11 protein-coding genes are annotated in these 22,393 nt (G+C 36.3%); 6 read left to right on the top strand and 5 right to left on the bottom strand.

Annotated features, from left to right (window positions below):
* A partial coding sequence (locus E7Z79_RS06430) for a hypothetical protein (protein WP_303739144.1) occupies nt 1-4,326 on the bottom strand: 4,326 nt, incomplete at its 3' end.
* A 296-nt stretch (nt 4,327-4,622) separates the two neighbouring features.
* Between E7Z79_RS06430 and cfbB the strand changes: the two genes are divergently transcribed.
* Both cfbB and E7Z79_RS06440 read left to right on the top strand, forming a co-directional pair.
* Entirely contained in the window at nt 4,623-5,972 is a 1,350-nt protein-coding gene (gene cfbB, locus E7Z79_RS06435; protein WP_303739145.1) for a Ni-sirohydrochlorin a,c-diamide synthase, read from the top strand.
* Nucleotide 5,973: 1 nt separating this feature from the next.
* Entirely contained in the window at nt 5,974-7,032 is a 1,059-nt protein-coding gene (locus E7Z79_RS06440) for an oligosaccharide repeat unit polymerase family protein (RefSeq protein WP_303739146.1), read from the top strand.
* A 29-nt stretch (nt 7,033-7,061) separates the two neighbouring features.
* On the opposite strand, the gene E7Z79_RS06445 is transcribed toward E7Z79_RS06440, so the two are convergent.
* On the bottom strand, nt 7,062-7,997 hold the full coding sequence (locus tag E7Z79_RS06445; RefSeq protein WP_303739147.1) for a restriction endonuclease: 936 nt from the start codon (nt 7,995-7,997) through the stop codon (nt 7,062-7,064).
* A 285-nt stretch (nt 7,998-8,282) separates the two neighbouring features.
* Between E7Z79_RS06445 and surE the strand changes: the two genes are divergently transcribed.
* Nucleotides 8,283-9,059, top strand: a complete 777-nt coding sequence (surE, locus tag E7Z79_RS06450) for a 5'/3'-nucleotidase SurE (protein ID WP_303739148.1) — start codon at nt 8,283-8,285, stop codon at nt 9,057-9,059.
* Nucleotides 9,060-9,064: 5 nt separating this feature from the next.
* On the opposite strand, the gene E7Z79_RS06455 is transcribed toward surE, so the two are convergent.
* Complete coding sequence (locus E7Z79_RS06455; protein ID WP_292600343.1) at nt 9,065-9,208, bottom strand: hypothetical protein; 144 nt, start codon at nt 9,206-9,208, stop codon at nt 9,065-9,067.
* 76 nt (nt 9,209-9,284) lie between these two features.
* Here E7Z79_RS06455 and E7Z79_RS06460 point away from each other — a divergent pair, with 76 nt between their 5' ends.
* On the top strand, nt 9,285-9,482 hold the full coding sequence (locus tag E7Z79_RS06460; protein ID WP_292600341.1) for an LSM domain-containing protein: 198 nt from the start codon (nt 9,285-9,287) through the stop codon (nt 9,480-9,482).
* On the opposite strand, the gene E7Z79_RS06465 is transcribed toward E7Z79_RS06460, so the two are convergent.
* Both E7Z79_RS06465 and ilvC read right to left on the bottom strand, forming a co-directional pair.
* Entirely contained in the window at nt 9,479-10,483 is a 1,005-nt protein-coding gene (locus E7Z79_RS06465) for a methanogenesis marker 12 protein (protein ID WP_303739149.1), read from the bottom strand. The two genes, E7Z79_RS06460 and E7Z79_RS06465, sit on opposite strands and share 4 nt — an antisense overlap.
* 56 nt (nt 10,484-10,539) lie before the next feature.
* Complete coding sequence (gene ilvC / locus E7Z79_RS06470) at nt 10,540-11,532, bottom strand: ketol-acid reductoisomerase (RefSeq protein ID WP_303739150.1); 993 nt, start codon at nt 11,530-11,532, stop codon at nt 10,540-10,542.
* A gap of 241 nt (nt 11,533-11,773) precedes the next feature.
* Here ilvC and E7Z79_RS06475 point away from each other — a divergent pair, with 241 nt between their 5' ends.
* Nucleotides 11,774-17,275 carry a hypothetical protein gene (locus tag E7Z79_RS06475; RefSeq protein ID WP_303739151.1) on the top strand — a complete coding sequence of 1,834 codons (5,502 nt, stop codon included), beginning with the start codon at nt 11,774-11,776 and terminating at the stop codon, nt 17,273-17,275.
* Nucleotides 17,276-17,626: 351 nt separating this feature from the next.
* A partial coding sequence (locus E7Z79_RS06480) for a right-handed parallel beta-helix repeat-containing protein (protein WP_303739152.1) occupies nt 17,627-22,393 on the top strand: 4,767 nt, incomplete at its 3' end.

Raw genomic sequence — 22,393 nt, forward strand, 5'->3', positions numbered from 1 at the left:
TGCCTTATTATTTTTGAAAGTAGCACCAGAAACGGTTAAAGTCTGACTACCATCACCATCAGCAATAATAGCACCACCATAAATACCGGTGTTGTTTTCAAACAGACCTCCAGTGATAGCACCATTAGAATTAATTAAGTTAATAACAGCATTGATCATGTCACCTTTACTGCGGTCAAGATCGCTTCTGCCATTATTAGTAACATTAGTATTAAATAAACCAATAAAAGTATTCTTAGCATAAATAGCGGCACCACCCATATTCTGATAAACACTTGTTTCTAAATTAGCAACATCATTACTATCTAAAACAGAATCATGAATATAAATTTCTCCGCCGTCAGTGTAAATAGCACCACCGTTATCCAAAGCGACATTGTTCTCAAATACTACGTAATCAGCATATAATTGAGCACCAGACCCAACATAAACACCGGCACCCTCATCAGCTGCACCATGGCAGAGAGTAACATTGTTTAAAAGCAACTCAGCACCAGAAACATTGAAAATACGTGTAGCATCAGAACCGCAGATGGTATATCCTTTACCATCAATTTGAATGTCCTTATCAATTACAATACCATTAATGAAATTAGCACCATCAATATCAGCATTATAAGTGAAATTATAAGCTAAATCTAAAACACCATCAGCAGCATCAATTTGAGCCTGTAAATCAGTGTAAGTACCTTTTAAAGGAGTTACAAGTAAATTGTATAATTGTGGTTCAATACCATTATATTTTGTATTTCCATCCCAAGAAGCATTAATAACATAATTTCCTGCAGGTAAATTAGGAATAGTCACACTACCCACACCATTACTGATTTTAACTTTATAAGTTTCATTATTCACAACGATTTTAAATGGAGTGGCAGCAGTAGCAGCCCAGGAAATCTTAGGAGCCCCTTCTTTACCAATTACATTAATATTAATAACAACATCATCAAGGTCAGTGACATTTTCATATACAACTTCAACAGTAGGAGTTGCTTTAATCATAGTAACATATGAAGAGTTAAGGTTAGTATTTGCATTATAACTAAAGTATTTTCCTAATGTAGTCCTACTTGGAGTAAGTAAACCTGATTGTTCAATAATATAACCTTCAAGAGTATAGAAACCAGTTTCCTCATCAAGAGTTAAAGTCTTACGATTGGCATAGCTACCCATATCAATAGTTATAGTAGGTTCATTAATCCTGATTATGTTTCCGTTATCGTCAGTGATTTTGAGAACAATATCAATAGTATCATAATAATCAACAGTGATATCTTGATTATCATTAACAATTACCCATGCATGAGTGTCGATTTTACCCGCTCCGGAAGAATAAATTCCAGAATCCCCTTCAATGACATTATTGGTTAATTTTAAATTACCGCCATTATAGAGAGAACCTCCAATTTCAGCGGTATTGTCATCGGAGAAGTTACAATTGGAAATAGTAGCGTCATCATCATAACCGGCTATGAATACTGCACCACCTTTTAATTCAGCAGTGTTTTCTTTGAATACACAACCATCAATTGTTGCATGACAGCCTTGATCAAGACCTGCACTTACAGCACCGGCAGAAGCATTAAGGCCAGTAGCGCGATTGCCTGTGAAATTGGAATTGGTTAAGCTAAATGAACCGCTACCATCAGTAGCGACAGCACCACCAATACCATAATAACCTGAACTACCTGGACCTACAACCCAATTGTCGTCAAAAGTACAATCAGAAATATCAGTAATCATAGAGCTAATGTCAATAGCACCACCATTATATGCCTTATTATTTTTGAAAGTATCGCCAGAAACGGTTAAAGTCTGACTACCATCACCATCAGCAATAATAGCACCACCATAAATACCTGTGTTATTTTCAAACAGACCTCCAGTGATAGCAGCATTAGAATTAATTAAGTTAATAACAGCATTGACCATGTCGCCTTTACTACGATCAAGCTCACTTCTACCATTATTAATGACATTGGTATTGACTAAAGTCACTTGAGCATCCTTAGCATAGATAGCCGCACCACCCCTATTTTGGGAAGCACTGGTTTCTAATTTAGTAACATCATTACCATCTAAAACACAATCAGTAAGAGCAATAGTACCTCCAACAGTGTAAATAGCTCCACCATCATACTCTGATGCAACATTATCAATGAAATCAACAGTGTTGGCTATTAAATTATTATTGGCTTCAACATATACTGCGCCACCGTTTTCGGCATTACCATTCTTTAAAATAATTTTATTTAAGGTTAATGTAGCACCATCATTTACAGAAAAGATTCTGCCGGAATTATCTGCATCCAAATATGTGCTAATTACACGTTTGCTACTTGCATATCCGGTAATTGTTAAATCCTTTTCAACAACAATACCATCTGCAAATGTTGCTTTTTCATCGTCCGCTTTGGTGATTTTAGACATACCAATACTGATTTCTCCACCATTAACCAAAGCAATTAAATCATTTAATTGGGTAAAAGTGGTCATACCAGCCTGACTAAGAGTACCACGATTGTCTATTGCAAATTCACCCACATTTGTGAAAGTGGAAGGACTAGCTACCTTTAAGGTAACTTTACCATTGTTAACAATAGCACTAGTGCCGTCACCAACCACATTAGCCTTATCTAAAGTTAATGCAGCACCTTCATTAACTGTGAAAACTTTACCAGTATTAGCAGAGATTGTATATCCTTCAGCAAAAATATTAGTGTTTTTACTAATAATGATACCGTTTGCAAAGCTTTCATATTCACTGTCCAATTTACTTACATCACCTGATAACATTAAACGTCCACCAGTAGTAGGTAGCTCGTCAATCATGGCTTGTAACTGTGCAAAACCTGTAATTTCTGCATGAATATAAGGAGTACCATCAAAACTAGGAACATCTCCCACGCCGTCAAAGTAGATATCAGAATTCCAAGCTGTTATATCGGAGCCATCATTGTCATACTGGTTATCAGATATGTCAAGTGATCCTTCAACATCAACATATATAGGAGTATTCTTGAATGATGAGCCGGTAATGTCGGCATCTTTTACATATACACCAGTGTTAAATTGACCTTTGTTATCAGTGAAAGTAGAATCAGCGATGTCTACGCTTGAATCACTGTATATTGCATCACCATATGCAAAACCATTTGTATTTGATTGGCCATTAAATGTTTCAGCATATTTAGCATCAGCACTGTTGTTAATGAAAGTACAATCACTAATCTTACTATTATCAGTTGAAATAGCTCCACCATAAGCAGCAGTGTTATCTTCAAATCTACAATCAGAAATTATACAGTCATCACTAGTCTCTTGTGAACAAATTGCACCACCGTAAGCAACGCTTGATTTAGCACTACCTGTACCTCTAGCGGAGTTTCCGGTGAAGTTAGAAGTGGTTATAGTATAACGTTGTCCGGCAAAGTCAATAGCCCCGCCATTGAATGCAAGATTATTTTCAAAACGAGATCCGGAAACTGTTAAAATACCGTTTTCATTACTTAAAATAGCACCACCGTAGCAACCGCTGTTGTTTGCAAAATATGAGTCAGATACGGTTAAAGTACCTGAACTTGTTACGGCAGCTGAACTTAAATCACCTGCATATGTCTTGGTTCCGCCACGATGTTTAATTTCTTTCAGGTTATTTGTTACTGTACAACCAGAAATAAGAACAGAACCGCCTTCATCATAAATTGCAGCTCCACCCCAACCATTTGTTGTACGTTTGGTTAAATCGTTTCCATCAAAAGTGGAACCAGTTACATCCAGAGTTCCGCCATTATTGTATATTGCACCACCGCTTTTGGTAGCAGTGTTGTTAATGAAATATGAATCACTAATGGACAGTGTTCCTCCGTTATTGTAAACAGCTCCACCGTTTTCAGCATTACCGTTTATCAGTGTTACACCTATTAAAGTTAAGGTATATCCTGAATTAACATTAAAAATTCCACCAAGATTGTTTGCATCAATCTTATGACCGTTACCCTCAATGGTAACGTCTACTGAAATTGATATGTCATTTTCGCCTTCAACACGGGTGTAGTCCTTCTCCATTACGACCATGCCTGTGTTGACAGAGGTTTGAAGCTCAGTGAAATTACCGTCTCCATCTGCAGCCAATACATCCGCATTATTTTCAGCCATTTGAATATCATCAACGGCATCAGTTGAAACCGCTTCATCTATAGCTGTTTTTTCAATGGATTGTATTGCTGAGTCTGAAGAATCGTCAATGTCTGCTGCGGAAACAGCAGAAATTGATAATATTATTGTTATCATTACTAATATTATTGCTATTTTCGATTTCTTCATTTTAGCAACCTCAATTCAATGAATCTGCTTTTTAAATAAAGTTATGGTTGATAGTTTTAAAGTGTTAATCAACGTTAATATATAACTTACACATAATATATAAACTATTCTAAATGATATTCAAATATTTGAACTATTTTAAAAATGATTATAAGTAATAAATAAAAATTAGTATCATATGTATAAAAAATAGTACAATTTTTTAAATGATGTTTATAAATATTGACAAATATATTAAAAAACGTTAAAAAAAACAATACATTAAAGATATATTAAACACGATATAATATATTATCATGAGAATTATTTTAGCGGGAACCGGAAGTGCAGTTGGAAAGACCACAATCGCCACAGGAATAATGAAGGCCTTAAGCAAAAAATACGATGTTCAGCCATTTAAGGTCGGACCGGACTATATTGATCCGTCATACCACACATTAGCGACCGGCAACACCTCAAGAAACCTGGATTCCTTTTTCATGAAGGAAGGACAAGTCAGAGATTCATTTTTAAAGGGAATGGAAGGAAAGGACATTGCAGTCATTGAAGGTGTTAGGGGACTGTATGAAGGAATAGATTCAATAAACGATATCGGAAGCACAGCTTCAGTGGCAAAGGCACTGAAGGCACCGGTAATCCTAATCATCAATTCAAGAAGCCTTGTAAAAAGTGCAGCGGCACTGGTATTGGGCTTTAAAAGCCTTGATCCTGAAATCAACATTGCGGGAGTCATCCTGAACAAGGTCAAGAACAAGGCACACTATGAGAAAACCAAAAGGTCGATCGAGGAAATAACAAAAACTGAGGTCATCGGAGGAATTGTAAGGGACGACAACATTTCAATCGAACAGAGGCATCTGGGACTTGTTCCTGCACGTGAAAGGGAAACCTCAATCAAGTTCATTGACATCTGGTCAAAAACCATCCAGGAATCGATTGACCTGGACAGATTGGTGGAAATCGCCAAATCAGCACCAAAAATCACTTCTGAAACAATTCCAATCTGGAACAAGCTGAACAAGCAGCCGGTGAAGATTGGTGTTGCCTATGACGAGGTGTTCAATTTCTACTATAAGGAAAACATTGAATCCCTGGAAGCAAACAACGCCAAAATCGAGTACTTTTCACCGCTGAATGATGAATGCCTGCCCGACATTGACGCTTTATATATTGGGGGAGGATATCCTGAACTCTTCTCAAAGGAACTGGCAGCCAATTCTCAAATGCTTTCTGACATCAAGCAGTTCCACGACGAGTCAAGGCCTATCTTTGCGGAGTGCGGAGGTCTTATGTACCTCATGAACTCAATCCATGACGATAAGGTGGTTGACATCTATCCATACAAGGCCGTTTTGACAGACCGTGTTCAAGCCTTAAAATACACAATAGCTGAAGTACAGGAAGACAATATAATTTCCAAAAAGGGGGAAGTCTTCCATGGGCATGAATTCCACTACTCAAAGGTCATTGTCAACGAACTTAAAAACCCACTTGCATTCAAAATCACAAGGGGAAAAGGTTCATACGACCTGCAGGACGGTTTTATGGAAAAGAACACCCTTGCAAGCTATGTTCACACACATGTTGCCGCAATGCCTAATTTTGCCGGCAATCTATGCATTTCAGCTAAAGAATTAGGGGATTGATATGAAAAGATATGATTTCTTTAATCCATTGATTGTGGTAGTTGCGATTCTTGCATTTCTCGCAATGGGCTATGTCGGATCATTCAACTACAGGTTCGAAGATCCGCTTGACACAGAAGTGATTCTGACAATTCTTTTTGCATGTGCCGTTTTTGCGGCAGGTTATCTGGCCGTCAAATATAAGGCAAATTTTGAGACAGCTGAAACAAGCTATTTGAGTGAAAGGCTGCTTTTGATATTGACAATAATAGCTTTAATCTTGCAAAGCCTAAATCTAGTGCTTTTAGGTGGAATTCCACTTTTCAACTCTACCCTAAAGGCAAATGCAACTACAAACATTTGGAGAATTGCATATCCTCTGTTTTTGATAACAATCAACTTCCTGCTTGCAAAATACTATGACAGGAAATATCTGATTTTGATAATTATAGGAGCACTTATATTTGGCCTTAACGGCTACAGAACCTCAGTGCTGGGGATTTTAGGCAGCTCATTTATCACATTATACTATCTGGATAAGATTTCAAGAAAATTCGGAATAGTGTTCATTGCAATAATCGTTGTCGGACTGATGGGTGTCGGCTACATCGCTTCCCAGTCAATTTCAGGTCAGAACTGGACATTGAACCCACTGGAACTCGTATTTTATCGTGCGGCATTTACATTGGAAGTATTTGAAAGAATCCTGCCTCTTGCAGGCACAACAAACGGCAAGATATTGGCGATGATATTTTCATCAGGAAGCCCAAGGACATTCATCGGCGAATATGTCCTTCACTACAACGTATGCCTCACATCAACACTATTCGGCCCGGTAATGCTTGATTTCGGATATTTAGGACTGACAATACAGATGCTATTTATGGGAGCATTTCTTGGATTGGTCCATAAGATAAAAAAAGGTGCCGGAATCGGAATATATGCATTCATCCTGACACATACAATAATCTGGATAGAAACAGGTCCAACAGACATAATGATATGGTTCCTATATCTGATTGGATTAATCTACATAATAATGGTGTTTTTGAAAAAAAATACAGGCAGCAATGAGATTTGAATCCCATCACCGAAAACCACAATCCCAATCTATACAAAGATTAAGATTATCAATATAACTAATGAAATGAAGAAAATGAATGTTCCTTTTACAATAAAGTCAGCATTTCTGTCAGCATAGAATGACAATCCATAAGACAGAGCAAGAGCAACAAACATTTCTATTAAACCGGTTATGCCGGAATCCATCTTAAGCAGGTTGCCTGCGATGAATGACAGCAAATAGGAAACAACCACTACCAACAGAATCAGACCGATTGGGTTGCTAATGATTCTGAACAGTAATGAACCTGCGCCGCCGAAATAACCTGCCCCATAAGAGCTGACCCTTGAATCATAATTATACAGGTTGGTCTGATGGGAATAAGGACTTAAGCTGCCAGTGGTCCTTTGCTGGCGACCCCTATTCAAAATTGAAGACAATCCTCCATGATGAGGCTCATCAACCTGCCTATACAATGTGTTCTTATAGAAATTAGGATGAGCGTCCCTTCTCTGCATGATATATTCCATGTCGGAAGCGTCATAATTGTATTCAGGATATTCCTCTTCGATATAGGCGGATGCTCCGCCGTCATAAGAAGTGTTGTCGAGAGTTGTCTGATTGGTCCGGTCCTGATATTTCTTAGCCAATTCAAGCAGATTGTTTCTGTCAACCAATTTGATGTTCTTTCTGATTGCATAGTTTTTAGCCTGATCGGAGAAATATGATGAGGTCACTATAGTGACTTTAGATGCTTTTAGGCTTGCCTGCACCTCTTCCATCTCCCTCAAGACGTCAACACCGACCTGAAACTCCTTATCATAATTCAGACATGCTACAACCACCCCGAAGTCCCCAATAGTTGTGGGCAGAATGGCATATATGTCAATGACTTTCTGTGAGGTTTTAAAATTCTTATAAACCTTAAAACCTGAATCCTCCATTACTTTCGCTATAAAATTAATTAATTGTGGTTTTTCCAAGTTTCCACCCGCATGTATTTTTTTTACAATAATATTATATTTTATGAATGAAATTGTTATTAAAGTTTTTTATAGACGCTTTTCATCGATTTAAGAAACTGTTTTTAATTTGTTTATTTTAAATTTAAACAGATATTTACCTCAAATTATAAAATTAACATGATTAAATTTAGACATTAGTTTATCAAATGCTTTTTAAGAAAGTTAACATAAATAAAAGAAATCAAATATGAGGACGGGCATTATAACAAAAATTATTTAAAAATTAACACCTAATTAATGTATATGAAAGCATTAATCAGTAATGACGATGGAATAACCGCTTCAGGAATACTTGCATCAAAAAAAGCAGTTGAAGATTTATGCCAAACATACGTTGTGGCTCCTGAAACTCAGCAAAGTGGAATCGGCCATGCATTAACATTATATGAACCATTGAGAGTCAATGAACACATTCTTAAGGATGGAAGCATAGGCTATGGAGTTGGGGGAACACCGACAGATGCTGTGACAATAGCATTGTTTGAAATAATGGATGAAAAACCGGACATCATGATTTCAGGAATAAATACCGGCTTTAATCTGGGCCAGGCCGAATTGACAACATCCGGAACACTAGGCGCCGCAATTGAAGCTGCAAGCTTTGGAATTCCAACCATTGCAATCTCAAAGGAAGTTACAAGAGACGACATCAAGTTTGAAAACGGCCATGTCGAAATCGATTTTGAATTTTCACAAAAAATGCTTAACAAACTGGCTAAAATCGTTTTAAAAAAAGGTTTGCCTGAAGGAATTGACTTGCTGAATGTCAACATTCCGGAAAATCCTTCAGATGAAGAGTTTGAAGTCGTAAAACTTGGAAAACGGATGTATACTCCCGTTATTGAAAAACGTCTGGATCCGAGAAACAAGCCATATTACTGGATTGGTGGTGAGCCGTATGAGTTTGACGAGCCGGGAAGCGATGGTTATGAACTCAAAAAAATGCAAAAAACTACAATAACACCATTGAAAATAGATTTGACAAGTGATATGAGTTTATTAAAAAAATGGTTGAGATAAGATACCTATAAGTTTAAGTCTTTAAGTATCTTTTCCCTTTCAGCCCTAAGTTCGCCTAAAATCTTTTCGTCAGTGCATCCGTCTTTTTTAAGTTGAGCTATTGTACGAGTAATAGCTTCCAAATTGCTTTCTAATTGATTAATTGCCATACTATATACTATAAACATTAAAGTATTTAAAGTTGAAAGACTAATGTAAAAGTAGAATATTCAAGGATTTGAAACAATGAGCGAAGATAATGTAAACAAACTTTTTACTCAATTTAAAAATAAATATGTAAGTGTTGATTTAAGAGGAGACTATCAAACCGAAGGTAAAGTAATAGCAATTGACAACTACTTAAATCTCGTTTTAGAAAATGAAAATGGTATTGAAACACTTAAAGGCGGAAATATAATTTTTATAAGTTTAAAAGAAGATTAGATATTAACTTTAATACCTAATATCTCTTTTTCACCATTAAAGACATCCATCGCTATTTGAGCAGCACCAATAGCTCCAGAATCAAATGATATCACTTTCAAGTCATATTTGCCTTTAAAGTATTTGTCAATCTCTTTTTTAAAGTCAAAAGGTTCGGTTGATGATCCGATGGAACCTGTCAGGACAATGCCCTCGATATCGTTTTCGCACACAACGTCAAGGCCTGCAATCTCCATTGCTACGGTCATTATCAATGTGTCGATTGCAAGTTTCGCATTTTCATCACCCTGGCGGTAATTGTCCAGAAGCTGATTTTTCATGTCGGCAACTTTTCCGTCAATTCCTGCGATCTTGACTGCTCCGGCATTTGAAAAGCATCCGTTAGCTGATGCACCATTCTCATCAATGTCCCTGATCATTTCCAAGTCAAGCGGTCCATGCACAACTCCCATAGCGCCTAGACATGCATCGATGGCACCTTTGATCTTGCCATCCTCGATTAAGATATCCACACTGTTTGAGGAGATGTCGGCAACTATGAAATTGCTCCATCCGGTTTCCTTGACTGCATTATAGGATATGCTGACCTTTTCAGGACTTGCCTGGTGAGAATAGGCTGCCCTAAACAATTCATCTAAAGATTCTGAGTCCTTGTGAAGGCCCGGAATCATTATTGACGGCAGATTCAACTCTTCAAGCTCATCGAAAACGCTAGTTCCTCCGCCGGTAACCTTGCCGGCGCCGTTGATTGATAATATTCCACGGTCCTTGACTTTATCGGTCGGTAAAATTTGGCTAATGCCATCGCCCATTGCGTATGTAATTGCCATTAATTTAACATCTTCTAAATTAACACGTTTTTTCAGTTCTTCTGAGGCAGAAACTAGACCCTGTTTACTTTCCTCCCTTCCGATTTTAAATACATCGACAACGTCCCCCTCATCGGACATTATGCAAAAAGAGATTCCGGTTGTACCATGGTCCATTCCAATAAATACCATTATTACCACACTAGAAAAATATTAAAAATTAAAATAAAAAAAGAAAAAAGACGTGTTTAATCGTCTTTTTGTAATCCACAAGCTTTTCTTAATCTTGCACCAACAATTTCAATGTCTTTTTGACCTTCAGCAGCCCTCATTTCTTTAAGGTTAGCGCCGTTGGTAGCATTTTCATCAGCCCATTGTTTTTTGAAGGTACCATCTTGGATTTCTTTTAAAACTGCTTTCATACCGTCTTTAGCTTCTTGAGTAATGATTCTGTTTCCTCTGGTTAATCCACCGTATTCAGCAGTGTTACTTACATCAGTCCACATTCCAGCAAAACCTTTTTCGTAGATTAAATCAACAATGAGTTTTACTTCGTGACAGGTTTCAAAGTAAGCGATTTCAGGTTGGTAACCTGCTTCAACCAAGGTAGTGAATCCTGCATTGATCAATTCAGTGATACCACCGCATAAAACGGTTTGTTCACCGAACAGGTCGGTTTCGGTTTCTTCTTGGAAAGTGGTTTCCAATACACCTGCTTTGGTTAATCCGCAAGCTTTTGCCATACCTAATGCTAATTGTAAAGCGTCACCGGTTGCGTCTTGTTCAACTGCAACGAGACCTGGAATACCGAATCCTTCTTCGTAGGTTCTTCTTACCATGGATCCTGGTCCTTTTGGTGCAAACATTACAACATTTACGGTTTCATCAGGTTTGATTAACTCAAAGTGGATGTTGTAACCGTGAGAGAATGAAATGGTGTTGCCAGCTTCAACATAAGGTGCAATCTGTTCATTGTAGACTTTTTCCTGGATTTCATCAGGAAGCAAAATGTGAATGATATCTGCTTCTTTTGCAGCATCTTCAATAGATTTGACATTCATTCCATCTTCTTTTGCTACATTCCAAGAACTACCGTTTTCTCTTAAACCTACAATAACGTTAGCTCCACTATCAGCCATATTTCTAGATTGTGCTCTTCCTTGAGAACCGTAACCAATTACTGCTATGGTTTTTCCTTCAAGAGCGTCTGTATTTACATCGTCGTCGTAATACATTTTCATAATAATCACTCGTAAAAATTAAGATATTAAATAAAATATCACATAAAGATATGATTTTCTATATTTATAAAAGTAACTTTTTATCATTTAAAAACTTGGATTTGTAGAAATCCCAGCAGATTCATGTAAAAAAAATTAACCTTTAAAAATGAATTTTTTCAATTTTATTCGCCAAATTATATTAATAATGATTCATATAAGTTTTATTGTATGAAATATTATACAGAATTATGGAGGAAAAATGAAGTCTATTAATAAATTTTTCATGATTGCACTGGTCATGCTCATTTTGTTTAGCGTTTCTTCGGTTTTTGCTGTTCAAAATGAGACAATAATGACTGATGATGCAAGTGACGCTTTAACGATTGACGATGAAAGCGTCAGTGAAGAGGAAGTTTTGAATACGAATGATGATGAGATTATAAGCAGTAGTGAAGATAATGATGTGTTATCTGATACGGGAAATTATAATGATTTACAAGGAAAAATTGATGCTGGTGGTAATGTATCGTTGGATAAGGATTATCAGTATGCGGACAGTGGATATGATTCAGTTTCAATTGGAAAATCTGTTGTAGTTGATGGTCACGGACATTATATTGACGCTAGAAGTAAAACAGGCATAATCAATTCCCATAAAACTGGGAATATTGATGTCGTTTTGAAAAATATAATATTTAAAAATGCAAAAACTGAAAACGGTGGAGCCCTTCACTTTACCGTTAAAAATTCCAAATTCACTATTATAAACTGTACATTTTTAAATGATGGAGCTCGAGAAGATGGTGGAGCCATTAACTGCCAATATTCAGATTTGATTATAGATGGATGTACTTTCAACAGTAATCATGCATACCGTTGCGGAGGAGCTATTTATTTTGAGGGTAGTGACAACTCCCTAAGTCTTTCTAATTGTCAATTTAATTCCAATCAGGCTAATAGATATGGTGGGGCAATATACATAGATGGGAAAGTTGATGTTTTTAAACATTCCTCATTTAATAAGAATCTTGCATATAATCATGGTGGTGCGGTTTATGTAAAGTCTAATCATGAAAAAGATTTCATCGTTGATAGCTGTCCTTTTGTTGAAAATCAAGTTAGTGGAGATGGTTTAAAAGGTGGTGCGATTTATAATTGTGGTCCTGGAACTGTCACTTTCCGCAATTCAGATTTTTCAGACAATATGGGGTCTAATGAGGGCGGGGCTATTTACAGTTCTGAAACTATTAAAATAGATGCATGTAACTTTACTCGTAATAAGGCTCACGATAATGGTGGAGCCATATTTGCTGATGTTATAGATTGGGCGGACTCAACATCCATATTCACAAAAAACCAGGTTGCTCGTGACAATATGGTTTCAGCTAATAAAGGAGGTGCGATTTATGCACAAAAATTCGGCAACACTGCAAAGAAATTGGTTTTTGATCAGAATTGGGCATATTATGGTGGAGCGATATATATAAACAGCAAAGGCAATGCAAACATCGAGTCCTCCTTATTCGTAGGTAATGTTGCTAGTCATGCTGATGGGACAGCAGGTTGCGGTGCGGCAATCTATATGGATTCTGCCGGTGCCAAACTAACTTTAAGATATAATATTTTCGTTGGCAATAATGCTCATGATGATAAAGCAGTTTACAACTGTGGAAAATATGAATCTGTTGAATATAACTGGTGGGGCAATAATAATCCTGATTTCAGTCAACCTTATCTTGTGGAATGGCACAGGTTCACAAGCAATGACAAACATAGTGACAGCCATCCATTAAGTGTTGTTCTTAGTTGGGGCAGGGAGCCAACTTCTAAATTTGAAAATGGAACTCTAAACGTGAAATTTGTAACTAAAGAAGGTATGGATTTAGCTGATAGAATGGACGGATATGTTGCAAGTTTAACTTCCGATAAAAAAGCTACAATCACTCCTACCGATAAAAAATACAGTTTTATTTTCACACCGCTGGAAGCAGGTCAATATGCAGTCACCATTCAAATGTCAAACGAGTGGGGGACCCTGTTAGGCGGGGGTGGAACCATTCATACAAATATTACAGGGGATTTTGCAGTGTTGCAGAATTTAGTTAATAATGCTGAAGGTGTTTTAAATCTTGAACGAGATTTTACATATTCTCCAAATGTTGATACCATTACCGAGGGTATTGTAATTGATAAGCCATTGACCATCAATGGTAACGGACATACAATAAATGCATTAAAGAATTCCAGAATCTTTAATATTACATCAAATGGAGTTACCATAAACAATGTAACTCTTAAAAATGGTAAGGCCAGCGAAGGTGGTGCGATTTATATTCAAGGAGACAATGCTCAAATTTTAAATTCCTATTTCAGTTTTAATGTTGCTACCGATAAAGGAGGTGCGATTAGGTGGATCGGATTAAACGGAACAGTTTCAAATTCCATCTTCCTAAATAATACAGCATCAGTCAAGGATATGACAATGAAAAAGGAGAGAGGAACACTTGTATTTACCCTAACAGGTAATGAAAACTATATTAATGCAATTTATTCCGATAAGGATTTATCATTTTCCAATGTGACATATTGGAATGGAACTGCTAAAACCAACGCTATTCCAGTCAAATCAGATGTTAATTTTATTGTTAACAGTCTTATTACCTTAATCATAAGAGAACATGGCATGTTTACCCACCTTGATGATGTATATACTAAAGAGAACGGTGTGGGCACATATTATTATTTGCCTGTGCTCGCAGATGGGAATTATACATTCACAGCAACTCATTATGAGGATTCATATTACTCCGAAAAAAGTGTTGACGGCAGTTTAAGTGTATCTCATGTTGCCCCTAAAAACAGTTCAGTTGAAATCATAACCCCCAACGGAACAGAATTCAATCAGACCTATGTGCATATTGACTTTAAATATGAAAATAAGACTGAAATCAGAGCGGTGATTACAGATTACAATGGTACTAAAATATATGACTCATTGGCAGGATCCAATTATATCGAACCGATTTTACCTGCAAGCGATGAATATTACAACATTACAATATATAACCTTGGAAATGAGACTACTAATCCAAGTAGGGACTCCATATTGTTTAAAGTAAATAAAATACTCTCATATATTCAGATAACTGAATCACCTGGAGATTTTAATTATTCTGCAACTAGTGGAATTTCATTTGAAGGTGATTCAGATTGTCACAACTACAATGTCACAATATATGATGAAAACAATAAAATCGCATATAGTGAAATCGTGTGGGTTGCAAATGCTGATGGATCAATGAGTATACCTGTTTTGGATGCAGGCAGATATACTATAACCGTAACCAACCTTGGAAACGAAAACAAAAAAGAAAATTCAGCATCTGACAATTTCACTGTATCGAAAATTAACAACAACTGCACTGTAAGTGTTGACGATAACGTTTACGGCAGGGACATAACCGTAACCGTCAGGGCAAGTGCAGACGGTGAATATATCGTGAAAATCAATTCCACAACCGTAACTGTCAATGTTGTAGACGGTGTGGGTTCTGAAACAGTTGAACTCGGTGCGGGATATTACACAGCCAACGTAACATCTGCACGCGCTAACTATAACAACAATGCAACAAATGACACATTCACCATCGAAAAAGCGCAATCCAACGTGGGAATTTTTGATTTCGGAAATGTTGTTTACAATCAAGGCAGAACCATCCGCTTCACTGATTTCTATCCGGCAAAGTATAACGTTACAATCTATGACGAGGGAAATGTTATCGTGTCCAGTGAAAATACAACATCCCTATTGTATACAATACCTTCTAATTTACCTACTGGAACATATAACTTGACTGTAACCAACTTAGGCAATGATAATGTAATTGGAAGCCAATACTCCTACACATTCAATGTGGAAAGCAACAATAATGTCGAAATAATCGTTGATGATGAAGATTATGGAAGGGATCTTCTAGTTCTAATATATGCCGATGTAGACGGTTATTACACTGTGGACATTAACGGTACTGAATTAACTATTGAAGTTGAAAATGGAATAGGTTTCAATAATACTCTACAACTACCTGCAGGCACCTATTATGCAAATGTCACATTCAATAATCCATTTTATACAAATAACATCACAAATACAACATTTACAGTATTTCAGGTTGAATCCAATCTTGAGATTTATGAAATAGGTAACGTTACATATGGCGAAGATGTCGTTGTCAGGTTCTACGATGACTATCCAACAGTATTCTTTATTGAGGTTACATATAAAAACGGAACTGGAGTAATGAATACCACATTTGAATATGATGACAAGAGCCCTGAAATGAGTGTAATTTTCTCAGGCCTGGCTGTCGGCGAATATAGAGTCAATGTCACCAACTATGGCGATGACAGCGTAATTGGAAATTCCAGCTATATGGAATTTAACGTGACAAAGGCAACTCCTCAAATTGTTGTTGACACTTCTGATGTGACCTATCCTGAAGACGTGGTTGTAATAATCACAGCTACTGTTGACGGTACTTATGCTGTAAAAGTAGGCAATCAAACAAAGAATGTTACTCTAATAGCAAATGAGGAAACTTATGTAACATTCGAAGGTATGTCTGCAGGCGAATATGTCCTCAATGTAACATATAAAGAGACCGAAAACTATACTTCCGCATTCACTGCTGTAAATGTGACTGTGAACAAAAACGATGAGTTTGATATGGATATTGAAACCAATGAAAGTGGAGATATCACAACACTGGTTATTAATTTCCCTAAAGACGCAACAGGTAACGTAACAGTAATGGTCAAAGGAAAAGGCAATTACACTGCCCGCATTGTCAACGGTACTGCAACTGTCGATATTAAAAACCTGACAGATGATGACGAGTTTGATGTAATCTATTCCGGTGATGAAAACTACCCTGCCAAAAACAAAAACACAACCAATGCATTGCTCTACTCTGAAATACATGCAAACGACATGACACGCGGATACAACAGCGGAACAGACTATCAAGTAACATTGCTTGATAAAAATGGTAAACCAGTGGCAAATGCAGCAATAGAGTTTACCATCAATGGTAAAAAATACAGTGCCGTTACCAACGCTAATGGTGTTGCAAGCATCAATCCTAAATTGGCAATAGGAACATACACAGTGACTGCATCCAATCCGTTCAACAAGCAAACTATTACTAAAACACTTAAAATAGTCACCCGCATAACCGGCAACAAGAACGTGAACACCTACTACGGCAAAAACTACCAATACAAACTCCGCATAATCGGAGACAATGGCAGTCCAGTAGGTGCAGGTGTCGCAGTTAAAGTGACAATCAACGGAAAAGCAAAAACACTCAAAACCGACAAAAACGGCTACATTACAATGAAATTCACAAAAACATACCTCCCAAAAACCTATACAGTGAAAGCCGAATACAAAGGAATCACAGTATCCAACAAAATTAAGGTCAAAAAAGTCCTAACACTCAAAAAAGCCAAAGTCAAAAAATCCGCCAAAAAACTAGTACTAAAAGCAACCTTAAAAGAAGGCAAAAAAGCACTAAAAGGCAAAAAAGTAGTCTTCAAATTCAAAGGCAAAAAATACAAAGCAAAAACCAACAAAAAAGGAATTGCAAAAGTAACCATTAAAAAATCCATCTTGAAAAAACTCAAAGTTGGCAAAAAAATCAAATACCAAGTAACCTACCTCAAACACACTGTAAAAAGAACAGCTAAAGTAAAAAGATAGATACCCTTTGTATTTATCTTCTTTTTTTATTTTTTCATCTATTTCTACCCAATTCTGTTTTTATCTTATTTTCCATTATTAAAAAAAAGTAAGTAAAATTTAATGAATCCGATTGAAAAAAAATTTGAAAAAATTGGGACTTTGTGTCACATGCCCTTTTTCAAGTTAAAAATTGCATAACTTTAAAAAAATAAACAAGTAGGAATTTGGTATTATATTTAAAAACAGCTCTCTTTTTAAACTATATTACAAATAGATATATACTCTTTCTTACATAATTATGAATGTATAACCTAATGGGAGGTAAAAAATATTAGATTGAAAAATAAGATTTTCATCATCAGTTTAATAATGTTCATTTTACTGAGCATATCATTTACAAGCGCAGCTCAAAATGAAACACAACTGACAGATGATGGAGAGATTTTAACTGTAACTGAAGACAATCTTCAAACGGAAGAAACAGATGAAATAATAAGTAAAATTAACGATAATGATAATTTAACTGCTAATGTGGGAACATACACCGAATTGGAAGAGGCATTTAAGACAAATAATGAGTTCACTTTCGAAAAGGACTATGCCGCAAAAGAAAGTGATGGAGTAATAAACATCAAACACAGCATAGAAATAGATGGAAAGGGTCACACCATCGATGCCGGAGGATTTACAGGAATTTTCCAATCAGACAGCAAAGAAGGCAATGGCATCACTGTCACAATAAAGAATCTGATTTTTAAAAATGGTGTGTTATTGCATGGTGGGGCCATTTATGTAGACGGTCCTGAAAATATTAAATATATTATACAAAACTGTACATTCATTAACAACACCGCTTGGTATGAAGGTGGTGCAATTTACTTTTGGGGTGATGGAAACATTTTAGACATTTCAGACTCCACATTTATAAAAAATCAAAATCATAAAGATAATGGTGGAGGAGCCATATATCTCAACGCAGAATCCACTGGAATCAGAAATTCAATATTTGAAAACAATCTTGCTCGTTCATCAGCCGGTGGTGCAATCAACATAGATAGTAAAAATACACAAGGGGTCTTGATAAGCAACTGTATTTTCAACAACAATCAAGTCACAGCAGAATATAGTCGGTATGAACATAGAAAAGGTGGTGCAATTAATTATGAGGGTAAATCAACCCTTAGAGTGATTAACTCAAATTTCACCAACAATCAGGCTACTTTAAAAACCTATGTTAAAATATGGAATGAACAAAGATATGGTGGAGCAATTAGTTGTACAAACAGATTAGAGCTTGGCGGATGTAATTTTATAAATAACAGTGCAGTTGATCGAGGAGGTGCAGTTCATGCTGATACATTGGTATGGCTTAATGATTATACTCCATGTACATTCATAAACAACTCTATTAAAACATGGAATCATGTAGCTGCAAATAAAGGTGGTGCGATTTATGCTTCAACTTTTGAAAATATTGCATATGGACTTACATTCATAAACAATACAGGATACTACGGAGGAGCAATATTCATAAACAATAAAAATGATGTCACATTCCAGTCCTGTTACTTCGAAGGAAACACAGCTTTGACTGAATCCAAAACACAAGGATCAGGTGCTGCAATATATGTCGACTCATCCGGTTCCACAGTAACTATGGTGGACAACATATTCCTCAACAACAAGGCTACCAGTGATAACGGCATATTAAACTGCGGAAAATACGGAACAATTGCCAACAACTGGTGGAGAACCAACAATCCAAACTTCAATGATGCAAAATATATCGTTGAATGGCACAGAGTAGGAAGTAATACCGTAATCTCAGATGACAGATATTTGCGCGCATACATCAATGTAACAGAATCACAGGCAGGCAACTCAAAATTAACCGTTTACTTTATAAACAACAAGGGTCAAGCATTCACTGGAAAACTGACCAATTGGAATGTTGAATTCTCTTCAGACAAAGAGGGTGTATTTACAGACAAACAGGTTGGAGACAACAAGGCAACCGTTTCTTTCACAACAAATGCCATAAAAGAAACAGTTACCGCAAAAATAAACAACCAAATTCTAACTATCAACATAACTCAGACAGAAGGGGATTTCGCATGGTTGCAAAAACAGATTGATGCTGCAAGCGGAACTTTAGACCTTACACGTGATGTGACCTACACCATTGGCTTGGACACCATTACTGACGGAATTAAAATTGGAAATGCAATCACAATCAACGGTAACGGCCACAAAATCAATGCACAAGGCAAGTCCAGAATATTTGATATTAGTGACACCAATAATGTGGTATTCAACAATATCATATTCATGAACGGATTTGCAGATGATTATGCCGGAGCCATCAAGATGGATCGTGTAAACGATGTCAAAATCCTGAATTCAAACTTCATAAACAACACTGCTGAGGATTCAAGTGGAGCAATACTTTTTGATAAAGTAATAGGCTTAACTATTTCAAACTGTGAATTTACAAACAACAAAATCGACATGTATAATGGAGGAGCAATCCGTATATTGGGTAGTGAAAATGTAATTGTTGAAAAATCCAAATTCACAAACAACACTGCATCCCAAGGAGGAGCAATTGCAATCAGCGGTGACAAAAACATAACTATTGACGATTGTGAATTCAGATTAAATACTGCATTCAAAGAGGGTGGAGCAATATACAACGGTGCAGAGGATGTGACCGTTAAAAATTCCATTTTCCTTGACAACAAAGCAAACGCAACCGATTTTGAATTCAAAACCAACGGCACCTCTTTAATATTGGCCCTCGTTGGTGGCACAAACTATATGAACGCCATACAATCTTTTGAAAGTATAACATTTTCCAATGTAACTTACTGGAACGGAAAAATAACAACCGACAGCAATCCTGTATATTCATCAAATGAAAGTGGAATAAAAATTTCTCTTGTAATAAAAGATAGTCAAAACAGGCCTATAAAAAATGTAATCTTAACAACAGATGCAAACGGTCAGGCTGTATTCAATTTCGATACATTAATTGATGGAAAATATACTTTCAATGCTACACACTTTGAAGACAGCTATTACACTCAATATTCAGAAGATGATGAATTCACAGTATCAAAAGTTCATACCAATTCTAGTGAAGTTAAAATCAACATTGAAAATGGAACCGAATTTACATACGGAAATGTCCACATACCATTTAATGTTACAAACAGAACCACTGTTGATGTTTTAATTACCGATGAGGATGAATCCTTCTATTTCGAAGTCAATGATACTGATTTGGATCATGTAATTGTTGATTTGCCTGCAAGTGATAAGGATTACTATATCTGCATTTATAATTATGCTAATGAAACCGTTGAAGGAAGTGCAGATTATAAAACATTCAAAATCATTAAAGCAAACTCAAAAGTTACTGTCAATCCGATTTCAGATGTGAATTATGGCCAAAATGTCGCCGTTTCATTTGAAGGTGACGGTACATCATACAATGTGACCGTCTATGATAAAAACAACAATGTTGCATTTACAAAAATCATCAATGAAAAATCAATCAACATTTCCGGATTGAATGCTGGTGAGTATAATGTAACCGTAGTCAACCTTGGAAACACCAACAGGACACAAAGCAAGAATTCAACCACTTTCAATGTTAATAAGATCAATAACAACATAAAAGTGGATGTAAACAATGGAACCTATGGTAAGGAAATTACAGTCACAGTTACCGCTGATGTTGATGGTGATTATACTGTATCTCTCAACACAAGAAACATAACAGTCTATGTGGAAAATGGAAAAGGCAGACAGACACTTGATGACCTTGATGCTGGAGACTACACTGCAAATGTCACATTCAATAATGTTAATTGCAATAACAATGCTGTCAACACTACATTTTCAATCAAAAAGGCCCAATCCCATGTGGAAATTGTTGATTTAGATGAAAATGTGGCCTGGAACACAACAGTATCCATTCGTTTCAGCGATTTCTATCCATATAAATATAATATCACAATATATGATAGCGGAAACAAGGTAATTTACACTGAAATTTCCAATTCCCTATTGTTCACCCTTCCTGTATTGGAAGTTGGTCAGTATAATCTGACTGTTGCCAACATAGGAACTGACAATGTTGTTGGAAGTACTGCGTCATTTATATTCAATGTAAATAAAAACAATACTGTTGTCGTGTATGCTGAAGATTTCGAATATGGTAGGGATTTACTCATTAATATCGTGGCTGACGTCGACGGTATCTATACTGTGGATATCAGCGGAACCCAAATACCAATTGAAGTAGTAAACGGTACTGGAGGATACTGTGGAGATGATTATCTATTAAATGCTGGTAACTACACAACTAATGTGATTTTTGACAATCCTGATTATGTCAATAATATTACCAATGCTGATTTCACAGTTTATCCTGCTGAGTCAAACATCCAGATTTACCCTATTGATGATGTGGCTTATGGTGATGATGTAGTCGTCAGGTTCTATGATGATTATCCAACAAGCTATTACATTGAAGTATTGGATCAAAACAATAAAGTTGTCTTTGATACTACCTTTAAATATGAAGGCGACGAACAGGAAATGAGCATTATTTTAGCTGATTTCGATGTCGGTGAATATATTGTTAATATTGAAGGTAGGGGTGATGATAATATTATTGGAACCAGTGATTCTGCAACATTTGAAGTAGTTGATTTCGAATTTGACCTTGATAGTGAAACCACTGGTGAAAATACTACTTTAAGGGTTCATGTTCCAGCTAACGCTACAGGTAAAATTGTAGTAACTGTGAATGGACAGAACTACACTGCGGATGTTGTTAATGGCACTGCTGTTGTTACAATTCCTGATTTGAAGGATGATGATGAAATTCTCATATCATTTATCAGCGACGGCGCATATCCAAATAAAACTCAGAACACAACAAATGCATTAATTAATTCCAAAATTGTTTCAAGCAATATGAATCGTGGATACAACAGTGGCATGGACTTCCAGGCAACAATCGTTGACGGATTAAATAAACCAATTGCAAATGCAAAAGTAACAATCATTATCAATGGTAAACGATACACAGTTGTAAGTGATGCTAAAGGTTTAATCACTGTCAAT

Origin of the sequence: Methanobrevibacter thaueri (genome assembly GCF_015062905.1) — an archaeon.
Lineage (GTDB): Archaea > Methanobacteriota > Methanobacteria > Methanobacteriales > Methanobacteriaceae > Methanocatella > Methanocatella thaueri_A.

Coding starts and splice junctions, on each gene's coding strand:
- cfbB (WP_303739145.1), top strand. CDS start 4,623: ATGAGAATTATTTTAGCGGGAACCGGAAGTGCAGTTGGAAAGACCACA.
- E7Z79_RS06440 (WP_303739146.1), top strand. CDS start 5,974: ATGAAAAGATATGATTTCTTTAATCCATTGATTGTGGTAGTTGCGATT.
- surE (WP_303739148.1), top strand. CDS start 8,283: ATGAAAGCATTAATCAGTAATGACGATGGAATAACCGCTTCAGGAATA.
- E7Z79_RS06455 (WP_292600343.1), bottom strand. CDS start 9,208: ATGGCAATTAATCAATTAGAAAGCAATTTGGAAGCTATTACTCGTACA.
- E7Z79_RS06460 (WP_292600341.1), top strand. CDS start 9,285: ATGAGCGAAGATAATGTAAACAAACTTTTTACTCAATTTAAAAATAAA.
- E7Z79_RS06465 (WP_303739149.1), bottom strand. CDS start 10,483: ATGGTATTTATTGGAATGGACCATGGTACAACCGGAATCTCTTTTTGC.
- ilvC (WP_303739150.1), bottom strand. CDS start 11,532: ATGAAAATGTATTACGACGACGATGTAAATACAGACGCTCTTGAAGGA.
- E7Z79_RS06475 (WP_303739151.1), top strand. CDS start 11,774: ATGAAGTCTATTAATAAATTTTTCATGATTGCACTGGTCATGCTCATT.